The organism is Thermostichus sp. OS-CIW-20 (genome assembly GCF_054061455.1).
The window spans coordinates 1-18,014 of the sequence record NZ_JBSSEF010000002.1 but is presented as its reverse complement, the minus strand read 5'-3'; the positions used below and the strand labels follow the sequence as shown (position 1 = coordinate 18,014).

The 18,014-nt window shown below is 59.0% G+C and carries 15 protein-coding genes and 1 pseudogene; 8 read left to right on the top strand and 8 right to left on the bottom strand.

All coding sequences use genetic code 11. The annotated features are described in order from the left end of the window. Positions 1-11 precede the first annotated feature (11 nt). The 5 genes from ACVWXC_RS01020 to pxcA all read left to right on the top strand — a co-directional run bounded on the left by ACVWXC_RS01020 (position 12) and on the right by pxcA (position 4,326). Positions 12-416, top strand: a complete 405-nt coding sequence (locus tag ACVWXC_RS01020; protein WP_457390767.1) for a universal stress protein — start codon at positions 12-14, stop codon at positions 414-416. Between the two features lie 312 nt (positions 417-728). Beyond that, positions 729-1,082, top strand: coding sequence for a ferredoxin-thioredoxin reductase catalytic domain-containing protein (locus tag ACVWXC_RS01015; RefSeq protein ID WP_099812767.1), 354 nt, complete (start codon positions 729-731; stop codon positions 1,080-1,082). 113 nt (positions 1,083-1,195) lie between these two features. Next, a complete protein-coding gene (locus tag ACVWXC_RS01010) occupies positions 1,196-1,312 on the top strand; it encodes a photosystem II reaction center X protein (RefSeq protein ID WP_011431350.1) in 117 nt (38 codons plus the stop codon). Positions 1,313-1,394: 82 nt separating this feature from the next. Continuing rightward, positions 1,395-2,798, top strand: a complete 1,404-nt coding sequence (locus ACVWXC_RS01005; protein WP_099812766.1) for a glycosyltransferase — start codon at positions 1,395-1,397, stop codon at positions 2,796-2,798. Positions 2,799-2,955: 157 nt separating this feature from the next. After that, positions 2,956-4,326 (top strand): proton extrusion protein PcxA, encoded by a 1,371-nt coding sequence (gene pxcA / locus ACVWXC_RS01000; protein ID WP_240530517.1) that lies wholly within the window; start codon positions 2,956-2,958, stop codon positions 4,324-4,326. Positions 4,327-4,498: 172 nt separating this feature from the next. Here pxcA and ACVWXC_RS00995 read toward each other — a convergent pair whose 3' ends face one another. The 5 genes from ACVWXC_RS00995 to ACVWXC_RS00975 form a co-directional block, all read right to left on the bottom strand. Continuing rightward, entirely contained in the window at positions 4,499-5,017 is a 519-nt protein-coding gene (locus tag ACVWXC_RS00995; RefSeq protein WP_240527320.1) for a DciA family protein, read from the bottom strand. 77 nt (positions 5,018-5,094) lie between these two features. Then, positions 5,095-6,951, bottom strand: coding sequence for a mechanosensitive ion channel family protein (locus ACVWXC_RS00990; RefSeq protein WP_414347069.1), 1,857 nt, complete (start codon positions 6,949-6,951; stop codon positions 5,095-5,097). A gap of 82 nt (positions 6,952-7,033) precedes the next feature. Next, positions 7,034-9,121 (bottom strand): excinuclease ABC subunit UvrB, encoded by a 2,088-nt coding sequence (gene uvrB, locus ACVWXC_RS00985; RefSeq protein ID WP_011431356.1) that lies wholly within the window; start codon positions 9,119-9,121, stop codon positions 7,034-7,036. Positions 9,122-9,322: 201 nt separating this feature from the next. Then, complete coding sequence (locus ACVWXC_RS00980) at positions 9,323-10,183, bottom strand: hypothetical protein (protein ID WP_011431357.1); 861 nt, start codon at positions 10,181-10,183, stop codon at positions 9,323-9,325. Between the two features lie 28 nt (positions 10,184-10,211). Beyond that, on the bottom strand, positions 10,212-11,189 hold the full coding sequence (locus tag ACVWXC_RS00975; RefSeq protein WP_011431358.1) for a CobW family GTP-binding protein: 978 nt from the start codon (positions 11,187-11,189) through the stop codon (positions 10,212-10,214). Between the two features lie 122 nt (positions 11,190-11,311). On the opposite strand from ACVWXC_RS00975, the gene ACVWXC_RS00970 reads away from it, so the two are divergent. After that, on the top strand, positions 11,312-11,482 hold the full coding sequence (locus ACVWXC_RS00970; protein WP_011431359.1) for a hypothetical protein: 171 nt from the start codon (positions 11,312-11,314) through the stop codon (positions 11,480-11,482). A gap of 364 nt (positions 11,483-11,846) precedes the next feature. Beyond that, positions 11,847-11,978 (top strand): annotated as a pseudogene (locus ACVWXC_RS00965) (IS200/IS605 family transposase); the annotation flags it as partial. A gap of 215 nt (positions 11,979-12,193) precedes the next feature. Here ACVWXC_RS00965 and ACVWXC_RS00960 read toward each other — a convergent pair. Further along, entirely contained in the window at positions 12,194-12,790 is a 597-nt protein-coding gene (locus tag ACVWXC_RS00960) for a chromophore lyase CpcT/CpeT (protein ID WP_011431360.1), read from the bottom strand. A gap of 467 nt (positions 12,791-13,257) precedes the next feature. Between ACVWXC_RS00960 and rlmN the strand changes: the two genes are divergently transcribed. Next, the gene (gene rlmN, locus ACVWXC_RS00955; protein WP_457390772.1) at positions 13,258-14,340 is read left to right on the top strand and encodes a 23S rRNA (adenine(2503)-C(2))-methyltransferase RlmN; all 1,083 of its coding nucleotides are present in this window, start codon (positions 13,258-13,260) and stop codon (positions 14,338-14,340) included. Here the strand turns inward: rlmN and ACVWXC_RS00950 are convergent. Both ACVWXC_RS00950 and ACVWXC_RS00945 read right to left on the bottom strand, forming a co-directional pair. Further along, the gene (locus tag ACVWXC_RS00950; RefSeq protein ID WP_457390774.1) at positions 14,337-17,267 is read right to left on the bottom strand and encodes an ATP-binding protein; all 2,931 of its coding nucleotides are present in this window, start codon (positions 17,265-17,267) and stop codon (positions 14,337-14,339) included. The genes rlmN and ACVWXC_RS00950 overlap by 4 nt on opposite strands. Positions 17,268-17,274: 7 nt before the next feature. Beyond that, positions 17,275-17,916, bottom strand: coding sequence for an ABC transporter permease (locus ACVWXC_RS00945; RefSeq protein ID WP_011431363.1), 642 nt, complete (start codon positions 17,914-17,916; stop codon positions 17,275-17,277). Between the last annotated feature and the right edge of the window lie 98 nt (positions 17,917-18,014).

Sequence of the window (18,014 nt, the reverse complement as noted above, 5' to 3'; positions counted from 1 at the left end):
AATCTGCGACTATGTTCGAAAGACTGCTCTTTCCCATCGACAACTCGCGCGAAACTAGCCACGCCCTGCCCTTGGTGGCGGACATAGCGCAGCGCTACAAGAGCCAGGTCTATCTGCTCTCCGTCCTAGACAGCACGGACCTGAGCCCAGAGCAAGCCGAGCAAGCCCGCCAAAGTATCCACAACTTGCTCAAACAGGCTGAGGCTGGCCTGCAGCAGATTGGCATCCAAAATGTCAAGAGCGAGTATCGCGAGGGAAAAGTTCCCTTCGTCATCTGCGACGTGGCCGACGAGCTGGAGATTAGCCTAATCGTGATGGGATCCCGCGGCCTCAGCTTGTCTGCCGAGGGACAGAACAACTCCGTCAGCCACCGCGTCATCGACCTCTCCCCTTGCCCGGTGCTGGTGGTGCCTTGAGGAAGGGGATCCCAGCCGACGCCATTCTTGCTGTTTTGTTCTATTCTGTAGAGTGCGTTGAGGCCGGCTCTGGCTGAAGAACCCGAATGTTGCCTTCTGTAATAGCAAGGCGGCTGATATTTGTATTGTCCAAAAGTCTGCAGTACAACGAAGAGCGAGATACAGCTTTTTCCGACTCTGTGAGAATCTTGTGGAGAGGTAGGATCCCTGTCATACAGGAGAAGCATCTGATTTTTATGAGCGTTGGTCAGCGTTGCTGGGAAAAGCTGTAAGCTCCATTGCTATTCACTAGTGCCACCTTTAGGAATCGTCATGGAAAGTCGTGGTTACAACAAGGCCTCCCAGAAGACCTTCGAGGTGATGCGGCATTTCGCAGAAACCTACGCCAAACGTACCGACACTTTTTTCTGCTCTGATCCTACGATTACGACGGCAGTGATCGAAGGCTTGGCTCTCCACAAAGAGCAGTTGGGCGCTCCGCTCTGTCCCTGCCGCTTTTACGAAGACAAAGAGGCGGAAGTGAAAGCCGGCTATTGGAACTGCCCCTGCGTGCCAATGCGCGAGCGCAAAGAATGTCACTGTATGCTCTTCTTAACCCCAGACAACCCCTTTGCCGGCACTAGCCAAACCCTAGAGGAGGTGCCCCTGGAATACCAAACGAAATAATCGGCCAAGTGCCTGTCATTGGAGGGGACGATCGGGCGGGGAGGGGTGACAAAGATCGGTATAGTCAGAGAATAGCTGGGTAGTTGCTATTCGCAGGAGGAGGAAACTCTTTTATGACTCCCTCACTGGCTAACTTTCTCTGGAGCTTGCTGTACGGCGCAGTGGTGCTGGGGCTTCTCTTCGGCGCCATCGTCTTCGTCAGCCAAAGAGATAGGGTGCGTCGTCGCTGAGTCTCCTGCTCGCCAGGGCTTGTCTGCGGATTGCCCACCGCCCTTTATGATCTAAAGCTGATCTGGCGACATCCCGGGAGCGTTGACCCACCCCCTGCACTACTGGCGGCAAAAAAACCGCTACTACCACGAGGATCTGGAGCGGCTGCACCGCTTCTTCGTTCCCCCAGGCCTGCGCATTCTGGAAATCGGCTCCGGCACCGGATCCCTGCTCAACGCTTTGCAGCCCAGTTTTGGGGTGGGGATTGACTGGGACGCAGAGATTGTTGCCCAGGCGCAGAGGCAGTTTCCCCATCTTCACTTTCGGGTGCAGGATGCCCACACGCTGGACAAGCAGGATCCCATCTTAGCGGAGCCTTTTGACGTTATTTTGCTCGTCAACACCTTGGGCTACCTGGCAGACGTTCAGCAGGTTCTTGAGCGGCTGCGCCGTTTTTGTACCCCGCGCACTCGCCTGATCCTCTCGTACCACAACCCCCTCTGGGAGCCGCTGCTAAGCCTGGCGACCGTCCTCAAGCAGCGCATGCCCCTGCCGGCAGCCAACTGGCTCTCGGCAGGCGATGTGGCCAATTTGCTGCACCTAGCAGGGTACGAGGTCATTCAGCAGGGCAAGCGGCTGTTGTTGCCGCGGCGGATCCCACTGCTTTCGACGCTGATTAACCGCTTCATTGCCCCCTTGCCCGGGATCAACGCCCTTTGTCTAACGGAATACACGATCGCCCGCCCCCAGCCCGATCCCGCCTGGGATCCCCCCCTTGAGGAGCAACCTTCTTGCACAGTGGTGATCCCAGCCCGCAACGAGGCGGGCAACATCCGCCGCTGTGTGCAGCAGTTGCCAGAGATGGGATCCCGCACCGAGATCATTTTTGTAGAGGGGCATTCCAGCGACGACACCTGGGCTGAGATCCAGCGGGTTCAGGACGAATACCAGGGGATCCGCACCATCCAGGCTCTCCGGCAAGAGGGCAAAGGCAAGGGAGATGCGGTGCGCAAGGGGTTTGCCGCGGCCAGCGGCGATGTGCTGATCATTCTCGACGCCGACTTGACTGTCCAGGCGGAAGAGCTCCCCAAGTTTTTCCGCGCGGTGGCCTCCGGGCGGTGCGACTTTGCCAACGGCTGCCGCCTCGTCTATCCCCTGAAACCAGAAGCGATGCCGCGCCTCAACCAGTGGGCCAATCGTTTTTTTGCCGCTCTCCTCTCCCACATTCTCGGCATCCGCATCAAAGATTCCCTCTGCGGCACCAAGGCCCTGTGGCGGGAGGACTATTGGCAGATTGCCAAGCTGCGGCAAGAATGGGGGGATTTTGACCCGTTTGGGGATTTCGACCTGTTGTTGGGGGCGGCCAAGCGCACCCTCAAGATCCTGGACATCCCGGTGCGCTACTTCCCCAGAACCTATGGGCGCTCCAACATCCAACATGTGCGGGACGGGCTGCGGCTGCTGCAGATCTGCGCTTTTGCCCTCAGCCGCTTCAAGGGATCCTGAGCCCTAACCCCTTCAACACGGTTTTGATCCAGACGGGCCGCTTCCCCATCCGGATCCCTGCCCAGCCTCCCAGAAGTTGTTACAATAGTTAGCCATTGAAAAATGCATGGATCAGCCCTGAGAAAAACCGCCACAGGAAAAAGCAATGGGGGAATCCGTGTTGAGCAGGCTCGGCCAATGGATCTCAAGTACTCCCCTACGCTCCCTCGATCGAGCCTATGAAGCTGCCCTGCGCATCAAAGCCATCGAAGACCGCTACTTTCAGGGGGGATCCATCGGCAGCAACGGAAACCACGGCCAAAACACCAGCCGCTACTTTCAGATCCAATTGCGCCAGGAATTGCGTCAAATTGATCTTAGTTTAGCGGAGTTCAGGGCCAGTAGCGTTTTTTCTCGCCTGCCGGATCCCGAGCAAAATGGCAGCGGCCCTCCCTTCTCTTCCGACAAAGATCAGGCCAAAGAGGCCCCCGTCGGCCCTTCTGAAAACGACGGTAAAGACGCTGAAAATGGCCGGCAAAGTCGGGATCCCTCGATTTTGGAAAAGCTGGAGTTTATCGATCAGGTGACCTCGCGCTACAAGCGCCCCGCTGCTCAACCCAGGTCCACCTCCCCTCCGCCCAAGTCTCAAGAGCAACCAGAGCCACTGACCTCAAGCCAGCCGGAGCCCTCCGATCCCTCCATCAAGACCAATCTTGCTAAGACAAACCTCGACAACAGCAATGCCCCGGTTGCCTCTAAAACGGCCCTCCTGCCTCGCTCCATCCTGCGTACGGCCAACCAGATCCGCCGTGAGCTGAGTTCGCAGGCAGAAGAAGAGCTGCTCCAGGAGTATCGCAGCCAACGCACGCGCACACTGGTGGCAGTTCGGTTTTTGTTGCTGCTGGCCATTTTGCCGCTGCTTGTCCAGATTTTCTCGAAACACTTCCTGTTCGGGCCGTTGGTGGATCGCTTTCAGCCGCGGGAGCCCACCATCCTGGCTCTGAGCTACGAATTTCAAGAAAAGGCTCTCTCCGAGTTTGAGTTTTTCAAGGAAAAAATAGAGTTTGAGCGGGCTTTACACCACCAATCTCCAGAGCTCGACCTGGAATCCGAAGACCAACTGTCCAAGAAGGCAGAGGAGTTGCTGCAAAAATACAGCCGTAAGAATTTGGAAGGCCTCAAGAACGTCCTTGCCGACGTGCTATCGCTGCTGGTGTTTGGCTGGCTGATCTTCATCGGGCGCGAGGAAATTGAAGTTCTCAAGTCTTTTTTGGATCGCCTGATCTATGGCCTCAGCGACAGTGCCAAGGCTTTCATTATTATTCTCTTCACAGATGTGTTCGTCGGCTACCACTCTCCCCATGGCTGGGAGGTGCTGCTGAGCAGCTTAGCTGCCCACCTGGGTCTGCCAGAAAACCGCAATTTTATCTACGGCTTTATTGCCACTTTTCCGGTTTTCCTCGATACACTCTTTAAGTACTGGATCTTCCGCTACTTGAACCGCGTATCGCCGTCGGCGGTGGCCACCTACCACGCCATGAACGATTGAGGGTTTGCAGTTGCCTTCATCGAGAATCCAGGCCGCTGCCGCCACCATCCACAACCTCAGGGGGAGTTCCCCTCACCCCCGGCCCCTCTCCCTCTGGGAGAAGGGAGCTGGGGATCGACCTAACGAGTTGTTTCGTTGCCCCTGGAAACAGCCCTAATTTGAGTTCCCTGAGTTAGCTGCGCACGCGCAAGGACTGGCGATGGCAAAACCCGCAGACCAACCAACGCTCCAGTTCGGCGGCAGGGGCGGGGCAGCCACAGGCAGGGCAAGGGAACAGGTTTTGCTGAGTTTGTCTCTGTTTCACCAGTCGGGCCCAACGTTCGAAAGCGGCTTTAGCATCGGCGGGAGACGGCCGTGAGCCGGAGCGGCGAGCGGTTGCAGGCTGCTTTTGGGCTGGGGTTGCAGATGAGATGGGGTAAAACTTGCCTACCAACTCCGCATCAGGGTGGGGAGCGGACGGGCTGGATCCCTCGTGCCAAGCGCCGGGGCTGAAGCGAATGTCGCTGAGAGGAGGGTGCAGGCGGCTGTTGAGTTTCCTGAGAATGAGCTGGCGCTGCAGAGTTAAGTTTTGCGCCCAGGACGGGGTAGAGGTGGCCACCTGTAGCACCTGGCGGCGCAGGTTGAGGGGATAGGTTTGCGCTGCTACCGCCTCTCCCACCACTTCCGGCCAGAGCTGTCTTAGGAGCTGCATTTGCTTCAGTTCAGCCCAACACGGATGGCTGCCAAAGCTACCCAGTGCCTCATCTAACCGTTGCAGCATGGTGTCGCTCAGGAAACGCCATTTTGGTCTTCCAACGATTTTGCCGCTTCGCTGAGGGCGGACTGAATGGAAGCGGCATCGGGCAGGGAACGGGATCCGCCGTTTTGACTGGGGGGAGCAAATCCTTCGAGGCTGCGAATGTGAATATCTTGCTGGGGGAAGGGGATGCGGATCCCACGCCGGCGAAACTCTGCTTCGATGGCAAAGTTCAGCTCGCTGATCAAGACAAATTGATCCTGGGGCCGGTTGATCCACACCAGCAGCTCAAAGTTGAGGGAAGAGGGGCCAAAAGACTTGAGCCACACCTGCGGGGCGGGGCTGCTCAGTACCCGCGGATTTTCCTTGGCGGCGCTGAGCAGGGCTTCGGTGACCAAGGTGGTATCGGAGCCGTAGGCCACGCCCACGGGAATGTGGATGCGACAGCGGGGATCCCGGTAGCTCCAGTTCACCACCTTCGACTCGGTGAAGCGGGAGTTGGGCACGATTACAAAGATGCGATCCAAAGTGCGCAGGACGGTGGCCCGCGGGCCAATGCGCTCCACGGTGCCGAGCAGGTTGTCCACTTCCACCAGATCCCCGACTTGGATGGGGCGCTCCAGCAGGATGGCGATGTAGCTGATGTAGTTGTTGGAGAGGTTTTGCAGACCAAAACCGATCCCCAAACCCACCGCCCCGGCAATCACCGCCAGGGATCCCAAATTGAGGCCACTGAAGGGCAAGACCAAGAGGATCCCGAACAGGGTGAGGATGTACTTGAAGATGGCCGTTGTAGACTCCTGGGTGCCCAGATCCAGTCCCAGCCGGCTCAGAAACCGCTGCTTAAAGCCAACGCTGACGTAGTGGGCAACGGTGAAGACCAAAGCGGCCAGCACAAAAAAGACCAGCAAGCTGGCGATGGAGACGCTGGAATTGGGCAGCGGTTGGGTGAGGACGCCCAGCGCCGTGGCCACCACGCGCCCCAAGCCCAGGTAAAAAGCGCGCTGAAAAGGCCGCAGGGCAGGTATAAAGCTGATGCCGCGATCCAGAGAGATGCCGGCAATGAGAATTGCCCCCAGGCCTCGCAGCAGCACCCCTGCGATGTCGATCCAGCTCCCCCAGGCCGGGTCGGCCTTGAGCTCCAACCAACTTTGCAGGCGGACGAGACTGCGGTCGAACAGCCGCCAGAGAAAGAACCCCACTGCCACGGTGGCCAGCCCGGCCAGGATGGTGAGCATCAGCACGCGCGGATCCTGCGCCCGCTGCAGATCCAGCCGATCCTGCCGGTACTCGGCAATGGCTTGCTCCAGCCGCCGCGCCCAAGTGTTGGCCACCAGACGCACGTCGTTGAGGCTCACCTGGCCCAGCGGCACCCTGCGCTCGGCGGCGGCGTCGGCATAGGTGACGGTAAACAGATACCGCTGGGTGGCCTCAAAGCGACCTCTTTCTCCCAGGCGGAGGACGTACTGGCCGTTGGCATCCTGGGCCACCCGTACCTCCGGCTCTGGCAACTGGCCTTCTTCCAAGAAGCGCTCAATGATTGCCCGCACGTTGTCGGCCCGCACATCGCTGGGGTATTCTGCCGTCTGCAGGCGAAACACCGGAATGTTCCCCACCAAGACTTCTGTGCCCTCTTGGCCGGTCAAGGGGATCCGCAGTGGGCTAGAGGTCGGGGAAGGGGATCCCTCAAGAGTTGGCGCTTCGGCAGGAGTGGGGTGGGAAAAGCCGGGATCCCGCAACTCGAGGGCTTGGGCCACCGGGATCCCAGCAGCCTTGGAGACCGGAGCGGGCAGGAGCCAGAGGCCAATCCCGGCTATCAGCCCCACCGCCAGGGCCGCTCCCTTCAGCAGGACAGAGTCTCGAATGGCTCGTTGGACCCGAACGCCCATTGTCTCGGGGATCCCTAGGATGCTGCTGTAAGCCTATGGTGGCATAAGCAAATCCCGATTTTGGCCGATCCAAGCGAGGACCTTAAGTGCTCTGATGGTGGCCCAAAAGGCGTTGGCGCAGCTTTTTAATTTGGTCTCGCAGTTGCGCAGCTTCTTCAAATTCCAGGTTTTTGGCCGCTGCTTTCATCTTCAGTTCCAGTTGGCCGATCAGCTCTGGAATCTCCGAAAGAGGGATTTCGTCTGCAACTGGAAAGGCTTTTTCCAGGTCTTGGCTGTTGAGTTTGCGGGAGATGGCCAAAAAAGACAGAATGGCGTTGCTGTTTTTCTTAATAATGGGCTTAGGAGTGATGTTGTGTTGGCGGTTGTATTGCAATTGAATCTCCCGGCGGCGCTGGGTTTCGGCGATGGCCCGGGCCATGCTGCCGGTCAGGGTGTCGGCGTACATCACCACCGTGCCACGGACATTGCGCGCTGCTCGCCCGATCATCTGAATCAGGGATCGCTCCGCCCGCAAAAATCCCTCTTTATCCGCGTCCAAAATGGCCACCAAGGAGACTTCCGGCAAATCCAACCCTTCCCGCAACAAATTGACCCCTACCAGTACGTCAAAAGCTCCTTCGCGAAAATCTTGTAAAATTTCGATCCGCTCAATTGAGCTGATCTCGGAATGCAAATAGCGAACCCGGATCCCGCGTTCTTGCAAGTATTCTGTGAGATCTTCGGCCATGCGTTTGGTGAGGGTGGTCACAATGACCCGTTCCGGGAGGCCCTGCTGCGAACGTTCCAATCGCAGGTAGATCTCTCCCAACAAATCCTCCACCTGCCCGGCTGTGGGGCGGACATGCACTTCCGGATCCACCACCCCGGTGGGCCGAATGACCTGTTCTATAACCCGACCGGTGCCCGGCACATAGAACTTCAGGGTTTTGCCGTTTTCCACCACCGTTTCAAATTGGGCTCCGCTTTGCTCCAGTTCCCAGTTGCCGGGCGTGGCGGAAACAAAGACGCATTGGTGGACTTTGGCCCAGAACTCCTCGGCTTTGAGAGGGCGGTTGTCGAGGGCGCTGGGCAGGCGAAACCCGTGATCCACCAGCACCTGCTTGCGGGCGCGATCCCCATTGTACATGCCGCGGATTTGCGGCACGGTGACGTGGGATTCGTCCACCACTAAGAGCCAATCGTTGGCCTTGAAATAATCCACTAAACAAGCAGGCGGCTCCCCTTCCTTGCGCCCCGTCAGGTGCCGAGAGTAGTTTTCGATGCCGTTGCAATAGCCCACCTCCCGCAGCATTTCCAGGTCGTAGCGGGTGCGCTGTTCTAGCCGTTGGGCTTCCAGTAGCTTGCCTTGTTTGCGAAAGAAAGCCAGTTGCTCCTCCAGCTCCTGCTCAATGTTGAGGATCGCCTGCTGCAACTGGGCTTCTGGCGTTACAAAGTGGCGAGCCGGGTAGACTCTGAGGGCGCTGAGGCTGGTCAAAATCTCACCTGTAACCGGATCAATCAGGCGAATGGCCTCGATCTCATCGCCAAAAAATTCAATGCGGATCACCCGATCTTCATACGCCGGCACAATTTCCAGCACATCGCCCTTGACGCGAAATCGCCCCCGCGCCAGCTCCAGGTCGTTGCGCTCGTACTGAATGCCGGCCAGATCCCGCAAGACCTCCCGCTGGTTGATCTCCTGGCCGACTTGGAAGGGGATGGAAGCCTTCAGGTATTCCTCCGGCATGCCCAAGCCGTAGATGCAGCTTACCGAGGCCACCACGATGACATCTCGCCGTTCAAATAGAGAGCGGGTAGCGGAGTGCCGCAACATGTCGATCTCATCGTTGATGGAAGAAGACTTGGCGATGTAAGTATCGGTGCTGGGCACATAGGCTTCCGGTTGATAATAGTCGTAATAGCTGATGAAATATTCGACGGCATTGTAGGGAAAAAGCTCTCGCAGCTCGTTACACAGTTGGGCGGCCAAGGTTTTGTTGGGAGCCATCACCAAGGTGGGCCTGCCGACTTGCTGGATAGTATGGGCAATGGTAAACGTTTTGCCGGTTCCGGTTGCCCCCAGCAGGGTTTGAAAGCGATGGCCCTCTAAAATCGACTTCACCAAGCCGGCAATCGCCTTGGGTTGATCCCCCGTGGGCTGATAGGAAGAAACCAGTTGAAACTCCGACATAAGTCTATCCGTTGATCTTTTGAGGATCCATGGTTGAGTGTTCTGGTTAAGACTTTTAATTTAGACAACTGGGCAGTTACAGCCTGCTTGGCCAGAACCTATATCGTCCCATAAGCTAAAACCTTTGTCAGTGGAGTTTCCGTCGGTGCGCTGGATCTCCTGACGAAAGAGCAAGCTGTAGTTGAATTCGGCGGCTACACCTCACAGGCTGTAAATTTGTCCATCGATTAGCAGATGGGTAATGCCTTTCTTCTGCAATTGTGGGCGTACAATCTCCAGAATGTATCCGGGAAATTGGATGACCCGGTAGGGCGGATAGGTGTTGCTGCCACGACGGCTCATCTCGGAAAAGCGCCGAGCCACCTTGTGGTTGTCGAAAATGGGCAGCGTATTGGCGTTTTCGATCCCCTCTACGGGCAGGGATCCCAGCCCCAGAAATTCCTTGAGGGGGCGGGTGGTCAGCTCTTGGTAGCGATCCACCACAACATAACAGGTCTCAGGCAGGTCGAGCTTCTCTAGGGGGAGTACTTGGATGTGATGGACGGGATCCGCCAAGGGATCTTCTGAGGGCACCGCTGCCGCGTCGTCTAAAAAATCGTCGGCATCCTCTTCTTCGTCGTCATCGTCTTCTTCGTCTTCCAGGTCGTTGTCCTCGTCGTCTTCTAGGTCTTCTTGAAGCTCGGCTACGAGCTGGGCCGGCAATTCTTCGGGGGCCAGTTCTGCCACCGTGGCCGTCCTGTCCTCAGGGATCCGCTCCCCTTCGCTGACATCGCTGAGATCGGAGGCGTCGGCAGCCCCCTGTGGGGGCAAGACCTGTTGCCCCTCCATGCCGTCCAGGGGAAGGGTGGGTTCCTCGCCCGTGTCTTTGCGGCGAGCTGCTGAGCGTTTGAGCTGGATCAGCCGCTGGTACTCGTCGGCAGCGATGTTTTCCTTGAGGACACGGGTGATGGTGGTAACGCTTACCCGAAATTGCTCGGCCAATTCGGCGGCAGTGGCTGCCGAGCCGCGGTAGGTGCTAACAATTTGCTGTTGTTCTTGTTCTGAAAGTTTGCTGCGGGCCATCGCGGTTATCCCATCCCAAAACTTGGACTCATGGGCAGGCGGCGGTTGCCCGACACAGCCGGTTGAGGCCGGCGGCCAGCGCTTCCCGCTCTAGTTCCTTGCCGATGAAGACAATTTTTGACCAACGCGGCTCATCGGGATCCCACTCCCGCTCCAAGAAGAGGGTCTGTCGTCGGCCCACCTGATGAAAGATAACCCGCTGCGGCTCGTCCGCAACCCACAGCACCCCCTTGGCGCGAAAAATCGTCTCCGGCAGATCCTGCAGCCAATCGCGGAAGGCCGCCAGATCCAGCGGTTGCTGCAGTTGAAAGCTCAGAGATTGGATCCCGTCTTCTTCCAGATGGTGACTGGGGTGAGCGTGACCTTCAGCCTCGGCAGCGGAGAGCTTGGGATCCCACAGCTCTGGGCGAAAGGCGTGCACATCCAAAATGCGGGCCAGGGGCACCTGGGCGTGGGTGGTGGGCAGACAGGGAGCGTCGGGGTTGTAGCGACGCAGATCTAACAGGATCTTCTCTTGTTCGGCTGGGGTGATCAAATCTACCTTGTTCAGGAGCAAGATGTCGGCGCTGCTGATCTGGTGGGCGGTAGTTTGGGACCGCTGGAAGTTGCGCCAGTACTCGGCCCCATCCACCAGGGTCACCATCCCATCCAGGCGCAGCTCCTCGTGGAAGGTTCTCTGTACAAACAGCTCGGCCACCTGCCTGGGATCCGCCACGCCGCTGGTCTCCACCACCAGGTAGTCCAACGCCTGGGCATGCTGAAGCAGCTCGCGAGCCGCCCGTTCGAGATCCTCCCGCACCGTGCAGCAGAGACAGCCGTTGCTGAGCTGCATCAGCCCTCCTTGGGGCATGTTGACCAGTTCGCCATCGATGGAGATCTCGCCAAACTCGTTGAGGATAACCCCGATGCGCAGCCCGTGTTCCTCCTGCAAGATGCGCTTGAGCAGCGTGGTTTTACCACTGCCCAAAAAGCCCGTCAAAATTGTAACCGGAAGCTGAGCTTTCATACATTCATTACATATCAATCACTCAAGACTCAATCGACAAGCGGCCAACAAACCCTTTTCTCAGGTTCTCTGGAGGCTCTACTAGCTTAGCTCCAGGGCCAGTTTTCCAGGATCTGGACTGAATGGCGGCGCTGCTGGGATCCCTAAGCCAGCAGGTTCGGGTGGACGAGGTGGGCATGCAATCCACCTACCCCGTCTGGGTGGGCTGCGCCGGCAGATCCGCTGGGCCGATGTCGAGCGCCTTGACCTCGCTCCACCAGCCAGGGGGGCCTGTTGACACTCCCACCGTCTAAAGGCGGGGGATTCTTACGCAGTCCACAAAAGAACCCGCAACGGCGTTGTCAAAGCGCCTCTAGACAGTTCCTTAACGCAAAGCCCCAAGGTTCTGCTGACTTTCTTAAGCAGGTTGGCGGCAGCATTTGCCTCAGCCCAGAGGGTCTCCACCCGTCGGGTTTTTCACCATAACTAGGTAGCTCATCTCCATCTAGGAAGCTTGCCTGCGAGCTGTACGCCTCCTCTACCTCAATAAACTCCATGCCATAATGCTGACATAATTGCACGATACGCTCCTTGAATCGACCTGTTGGGACGAAAACAAAGTTTTGGTTAAAACCGCATTCTTGTTTTTGTTCTTTGTTCCAACCTAAATAAGCGATAGTGCGAGAGGAAAGTCAACGGTACAATCACTACAACCATGGTGTGGGGCTAGCGGTTGTTTATCTTATTTTTTGGCCAAAGAGAAAGAAAGAGGTCTTGGTGGGAGAAGTCAGGAAGAGGTTGTTTGAGCTATGAAACTATATCAACGACCCCCATCATGGGTAAGCGACTAAAGTGGCTAGCGGGCTTTTCCGCCCCGCACTCAAGTGCGGGGCTACCAAGCTATCCTTTTGTGTACTACCTGGTCAGCGGCCCTATGTCCAGCCTTGGATGGACAGGCTGCTGGGGGTTTGCCCTGTTGCTCTTGCTCTGGATGGGATCCTGGCCTTCTGGGTTTGGATGGGGAGCTAGCTCCAGCGGGGCAAGTAGCAGGAAAAATCCTGTTTTTTAACAAACCGAAAGGGCCCGGAAAGGGATCCCCAGACCACCTGATCTGTTTCGGGATCGCGCCCCTGATCCAGGCTGTGGAAGTAGTCGGCCCCGATTTCAAACTCGCTATAGAGGTAGGTGGTTCTGCCCTTGCGCTCGACGATACAGCCCTTGCCGGGTACGCTGCGGCCCCGGTAGCAGGATCCCGTCCATTCCACCTGAACCGCGCAGCCGGGCAAAAGCTCCAGCTCTGCCGCCGCCAGGCTGGCCAGTTTTCCCAGATCTCGGCCAGCACATTTGTAGGCCTCCGGGGATCCCAGGGCGTAGTTTTGAATGCGGATCCCGTCTGGCGTCTCGAAAAGGTGGATGACCCGCTGCCGGTAGGGCTGGTCGGGGTAGATATCGTACAGTTGCTCCACGTAAAACCCTATCCCCTGAAACACCGACCACGGCAGAGGGCATTGGTAGACGTGAATGTTGGCGAACCAGACCGGCTCGGCTATAGCCTGGTGCAGATTGTTGAAATGTCCGGCCATCCAGGTGGCCAGTTGGGCCAGTTGCGGCGAAACCGACATAGCGCAAGTGACATACTCCCGTCTCTCACCCTAAAGCGCTCTGCGCCGCTGACGCGAACGGGTAGAGAGCAGGCTTCTCGCTTCGAAGGACTCCGTTCCGCTAGCGCGAACGGGGAGCTATTGCAAGAACCCTCTGCAAGCAGCCACGGAATGCCCTATCGCAGGGCTGTACCAGATTCCGGCAACGCCGTTTTGTACAGCCAATCTGATTTTACGATATTTTTTGCGGGGGTGGCTGTATCCCGACCCTGACTGCCCCCCAGTCGGATATAGGGGGGTACAGGGCGGGGCTTATCCACCCCCGCACCCCCAGAAGCGTAAGCGTGCAAGCCTATTATCCGGGACGGCAGGCCCGCTTGCCAAAACCAGCTCTAGGGATCCAGTTTGGCCGACAGGCTAGAGTAGAGAAGCTCGATCCCCTCCGCTTGGGATCCGATTTGCCTTTCAATGGATTTGCGAACGGCGCTATGTCTGCCCCACCCCTTCCCCTGCTTGGGCAATCCCTAGCTGCCTTGAAAGACTGGGCGGTTGAGCAAGGGCAGCCGGCCTACCGCGGCCAACAACTGCACACCTGGCTCTACCACAAAGGGATCCGCTCCCTGCAGGAGGTGACGGTCTTTCCCAAGGCCTGGCGCGAGGCGCTGCAAGAGTATCCCGTGGGGCGCTCCCAGGTGGTGCAGCGGATAGAATCCCGCGATGGCACGGTCAAGTTTTTGCTGCAGTTGGCGGATGGGGAGTTGATCGAGACGGTGGGGATCCCGACCGCCAGGCGGCTGACCGTCTGCGTTTCCTCCCAGGTGGGCTGCCCCATGGCCTGCAACTTCTGCGCCACCGGCAAGATGGGCTACCGGCGCAACCTCAAGCTGCACGAAATCCTGGATCAGGTGTTAACGGTGCAGGAGGACTTTGGCCGACGCGTCAGCCACGTGGTTTTCATGGGCATGGGGGAGCCCCTGCTCAACCGCGACACGGTGGTGCAGGCCATCCGCAGCCTGAACCAAGATATCGGCATCGGCCAGCGGCACATCACCCTCTCCACCGTGGGCGTGCCCCGCCAAATCCCCTGGCTGGCCCAGCAAAAGCTGCAGATTACCTTGGCCGTCAGCCTGCATGCCCCCAACCAGGAGCTGCGGCAACAGCTGATCCCTTCCGCAGCCCACTATCCCCTGGAGGCTTTGATCCAGGACTGCCGCGACTACATGCTGAGCACGGGACGGCGGGTTAGCTTTGAGTATACGCTCATAGCTGGGATCAACGACCTGCCCATCCATGCCCGTCAATTGGCCCACCTGCTGCGCCAGGCCAGCCAGTCGGGGGCACGCCTGCACGTCAACCTGATCCCGTACAACCCCATCGCCGAGGCCAACTATCAGCGCCCTCACCCAGCGCGGGTGGCGGAGTTCGTCCGCCTGCTGGAGGAACACCACGTCCAGGCCAGCGTGCGCCAGACCCGTGGCCTAGATGGCAACGCTGCTTGCGGTCAGCTGCGGGGATCCTTCTTACACCCCTCCAGCTTGCCTTCCCCTGAGCCGGCCTTTGGCCGTTCCTAGGCGGCGCCCGCAGGTTCAAGGCTTTTTGCAGTTGCTGCCGGCGGGGCAGAAGGTAGCCAGACGCGAAAATGGGTCCATCCCTCTGCGCTGCTGACGGAGATCCGGCCCCCCATGTGCTCCACCAGTTGCTTGACCAGGGACAGCCCCAGGCCGGTGCCGCCGTGCTTCCAGCGATCCGACTGCGGGATGCGGTAGAACTTCTCAAAGATGCGGGGCAGCTCCGCCTCTGGGATCTCGCTGCTGTTGCTACAGACAAAGAGGATCCCTTCTCCTTCCTGGGCCACCCGCAGGTGGATGGATCCCTCGGGGGCGGTGTACTTGATGGCATTGTGCAGCAGCTCGCGCAAAATGCGGCCCAGAGCCGTGGGATCCGCCTCAAGGGGTGGGATCCCCTCTTCCAGGTGCAGTTGCAGGTTTTGCTGTTTGCTCTGTGCCAGGGGCTGAGCTGCCGCCACCAGATCCCGCAAATAGCGCGGCAGGAAGATCTCTTCCGGCTGGAGCAGATACTTCTCGGCTGCCAGCCGCTGCATGTCCAGCAGGTCGTTGATCAGCTCAATTTGTCGGTTACACTCCTTGAGGGCAATGGCGAAATAGTGCTGCTGTTTCTCGGAGTTATTGTGGGCTATTTGCAACATTTGCAGGGCCATGCGCACATTGGCCATGGGGGTGCGCAGCTCGTGGGAGACGGTGCTCAAAAAATCGTCCTTGAGCAGGTTGAGCCGCTCCAATTCCTTCACCTGGGCCTGGGCCGCCTCATACAGACGGGCCTGCCGCAGGGCCAGAGCACACAAGTTGGCCACCTGGTAGGCCAGTTGCCTTTCGGCTTCCGAAAACTCCTGCTGTCGCTCCACCAGCAACACCCCCAGCCGCTCTTGCTTGTCCCAAAGGGAGCAGGCCAAAAGCTGCACCCAGTGCCCGCCTTTTTCCTTTTGACAACAGCGGTGGACTTCCCAGGGCTGCTCGAGAAAAGCATGGGAGTGCAGCAGGTGCACCAGCTCAGGGTCGTTGAGATAGACGGGATCCGCCTCCTCCGGAAACGAGCAAGCCGGGATCCAGCCTGACCCCCCGGCGCCGGTCAAGAGAATGTGGCAGCCGCTTAGGTGGAGGGCTTCGGCCAGGCTCTTGACCACCTCTTCCAGGATCTCCCCCTCGTTGAGGCTGGCCACCATCTGGCCGCTGAGGGAGCGCAGCACCGCCTCAAAGCACAAAGCCTGCTGCAGCTTAGCGGTGCGCAGCGCCACTTGCGCTTCCAGCTCGCGGTTGAGGGCTTCTAGCTGCTGTTGGGCCCGCTTTTGCTCGGTGATCTCCCGCCCCACCGCCAGGATCTCCACCAATTGGCCTTGGCTGTCGAAAATGCCCTGATCCACCCAGCTCACCCAGCGGGACTGGCCACTTTCGCCGGGGTACTCCCGCTCGCTGCGGTAGAAAGGACGTTCAGGCGTAAGAGCCGCAAGAGACTGCAGCACCGCCTCCCGTTCTTGCGGCGGCAGAGAGTCCACCCAGCGCCTGCCTATTGTTTCTTCTGCCGAACAACCAAAAAAGCGCAGGTAGGCAGGGTTGACATAGGTAATGCGGCTATCGGGCAAAGAGCGACAGATCAGCTCCGTCTGCTGCTCCACCACAGCGCGGTACTGCTGCTGCTGTTGCCAGAGGCGATCCAACAGCGCCTGTTGGCTGGCCGCCGCCTGTTGCCAAGCCTTGGCCAGGGTCTGCACCTCCCAGATGGGGCCGGGATCCACAGGGGGCCAGGCCGGGATCCCAGTTTGCACAAATTGCTCCGCTATTTGGGTCAGGCGGCGCAGCGGGCGAGAGAGGGCTTCACTGAGGAGGATCCCAGCTCCCAGAAAGCCCAGCAGCAGCCCCCCGCCCAAGAGGGCCGCCTGCTGAGTGCTGCGATAGACAGGGGCGAGAAGGATCTCCTCCGGGATCCCCTGTACGAAATAGAAACTCAGCCCCCCTTCATCCTGAATGGCCGTCACCTGTGCCAGATAACGGATCCTGTCCACCCTAAGGCGCAGCAGATCTTGCGAGGCCGCCGTCTCCCAGGATCCCACCTGCTCTTGCACAGCCAGCAGCAGCGGTTGAGGAGATAGCTTCTCCGTGCTGGCCACCACCTGGCCCTCCCCATCCAGCAACCAGCTCACCCCCGGATACCCCAAGCTGACCTGCAGATCTTCCAGAAAAGCCTGCAGTTGCTGAGCCGAGAGAGCAGCCACCAGGCTGCCGTAAACCCCGCCCTCCCCATCCGCCAAGGGCAGCGCCGTCAGGACCAGCCGCTCCGGCCTTTGATGGGGAGACTCGACAAAAAAGTTGCTCACCACCCAGGTACGGCGGGCCCCTTCCTGTTGCAGGACTGCGGGAAACCAAGACAGCCGCCGCAGATCCACAAAGCCCAATTGCCGCGTCAAGCCGGTGGGATCCCCGCTTTCCGGATCCCGTTGGCGGCCTTGGACGGATCCCGGCTTCAGGCCCGGCGTGTGGTAAGTCCAGATCGAGCCATCGGCGTGGCGGCGGGCCGTGATAAACCCCCCCTGCTCAGAGACAAAGCCGACATAGCTCAGCTCGGGAAACTGCTGCAACTGGCGGGCAAAATACGCTTCCAAGACTTCCAGATCGGGAGGCTGAGGAGCGGCCAGATTGGGCAACAGCCCCCAGCGCACCGCTCCCTCAGTGAGGGCATTGACCTGCAGGGGGGCCTGCAGATACCGGTGTAGGTTCTCCTCGGCTCGGTGGTTAACCTCACGCTTCAGGTGCTCGGCCAACTGCAGCGCCATCTGCCGCCCGGCTCGCCAGGAGAGGTAGCTCACCCCGCCCGCCCCCCCGGCCACCGCCAACAGCAGCGGCAACAGCAGCGCCACCTGCAAAGGGATCGACCGAGAAGCCAGGGAGGGCAAGCGCATCCGGGAAGCAATCGAGGAAAATAGCATGGGATCCCTAGGCTTGAGGAGGTTCTAGCGCTCGCTGCACAGCGCCGAGGACAACTTCGGCACCCATGGCCAACAGCGCCACCGGGATCGCCCCCACCAGCAGGATGGCGGTGTCGTAGAGGGCAAACCCCAGCGTGATAAAGCTGCCCAGCCCGCCCGCCCCGATAAAGGCCGCCAACGTGGCGCTGGCAACCACCTCGATAGTAGCGGTTTTAACGCCGGCCAAGATTACCGGCAACGCCAAAGGGATCTCCACATAGCGCAGCACCTGGGCAGGGGTCATGCCCATGCCCAAGGCGGCTTCGCGTAGGGCCGGATCCAGGCTGCGGAAGGCCACGTCGGTGCTGATTAAAATGGGGGGCAAGGCCAAGATCGTCAGGGCAATGGCCGCCGAGCGGAAGCCAAGGCCAAAGTAGGGAATGGCCAAAAACAAAATTGCCAAGCTGGGGATCACCCGCAAGCTGCTAAAAGCATTGATCACCACCAGAGAAACCACCTGCGAGCGGGAGCTGCCAAAACCCAGCGGCAGACCCACCAGCAACGCGATCCCCAGCGGCACCGCCACCAGTTGCAGGTGTTGGAGGAAAGCTTGAAGTAGCAGGTCGCTGTTGCTTTGAGCATAGTCCAAGGAGCGGGCCAGGAGGCTCATCGAGAGCATGACTCTAGTCAATGATATGCTGGACTATACTGAAAATAATGCCCAGTATGTTCAGTATGGCTGCTTGGTATGGCTAGGTATGTAAAACC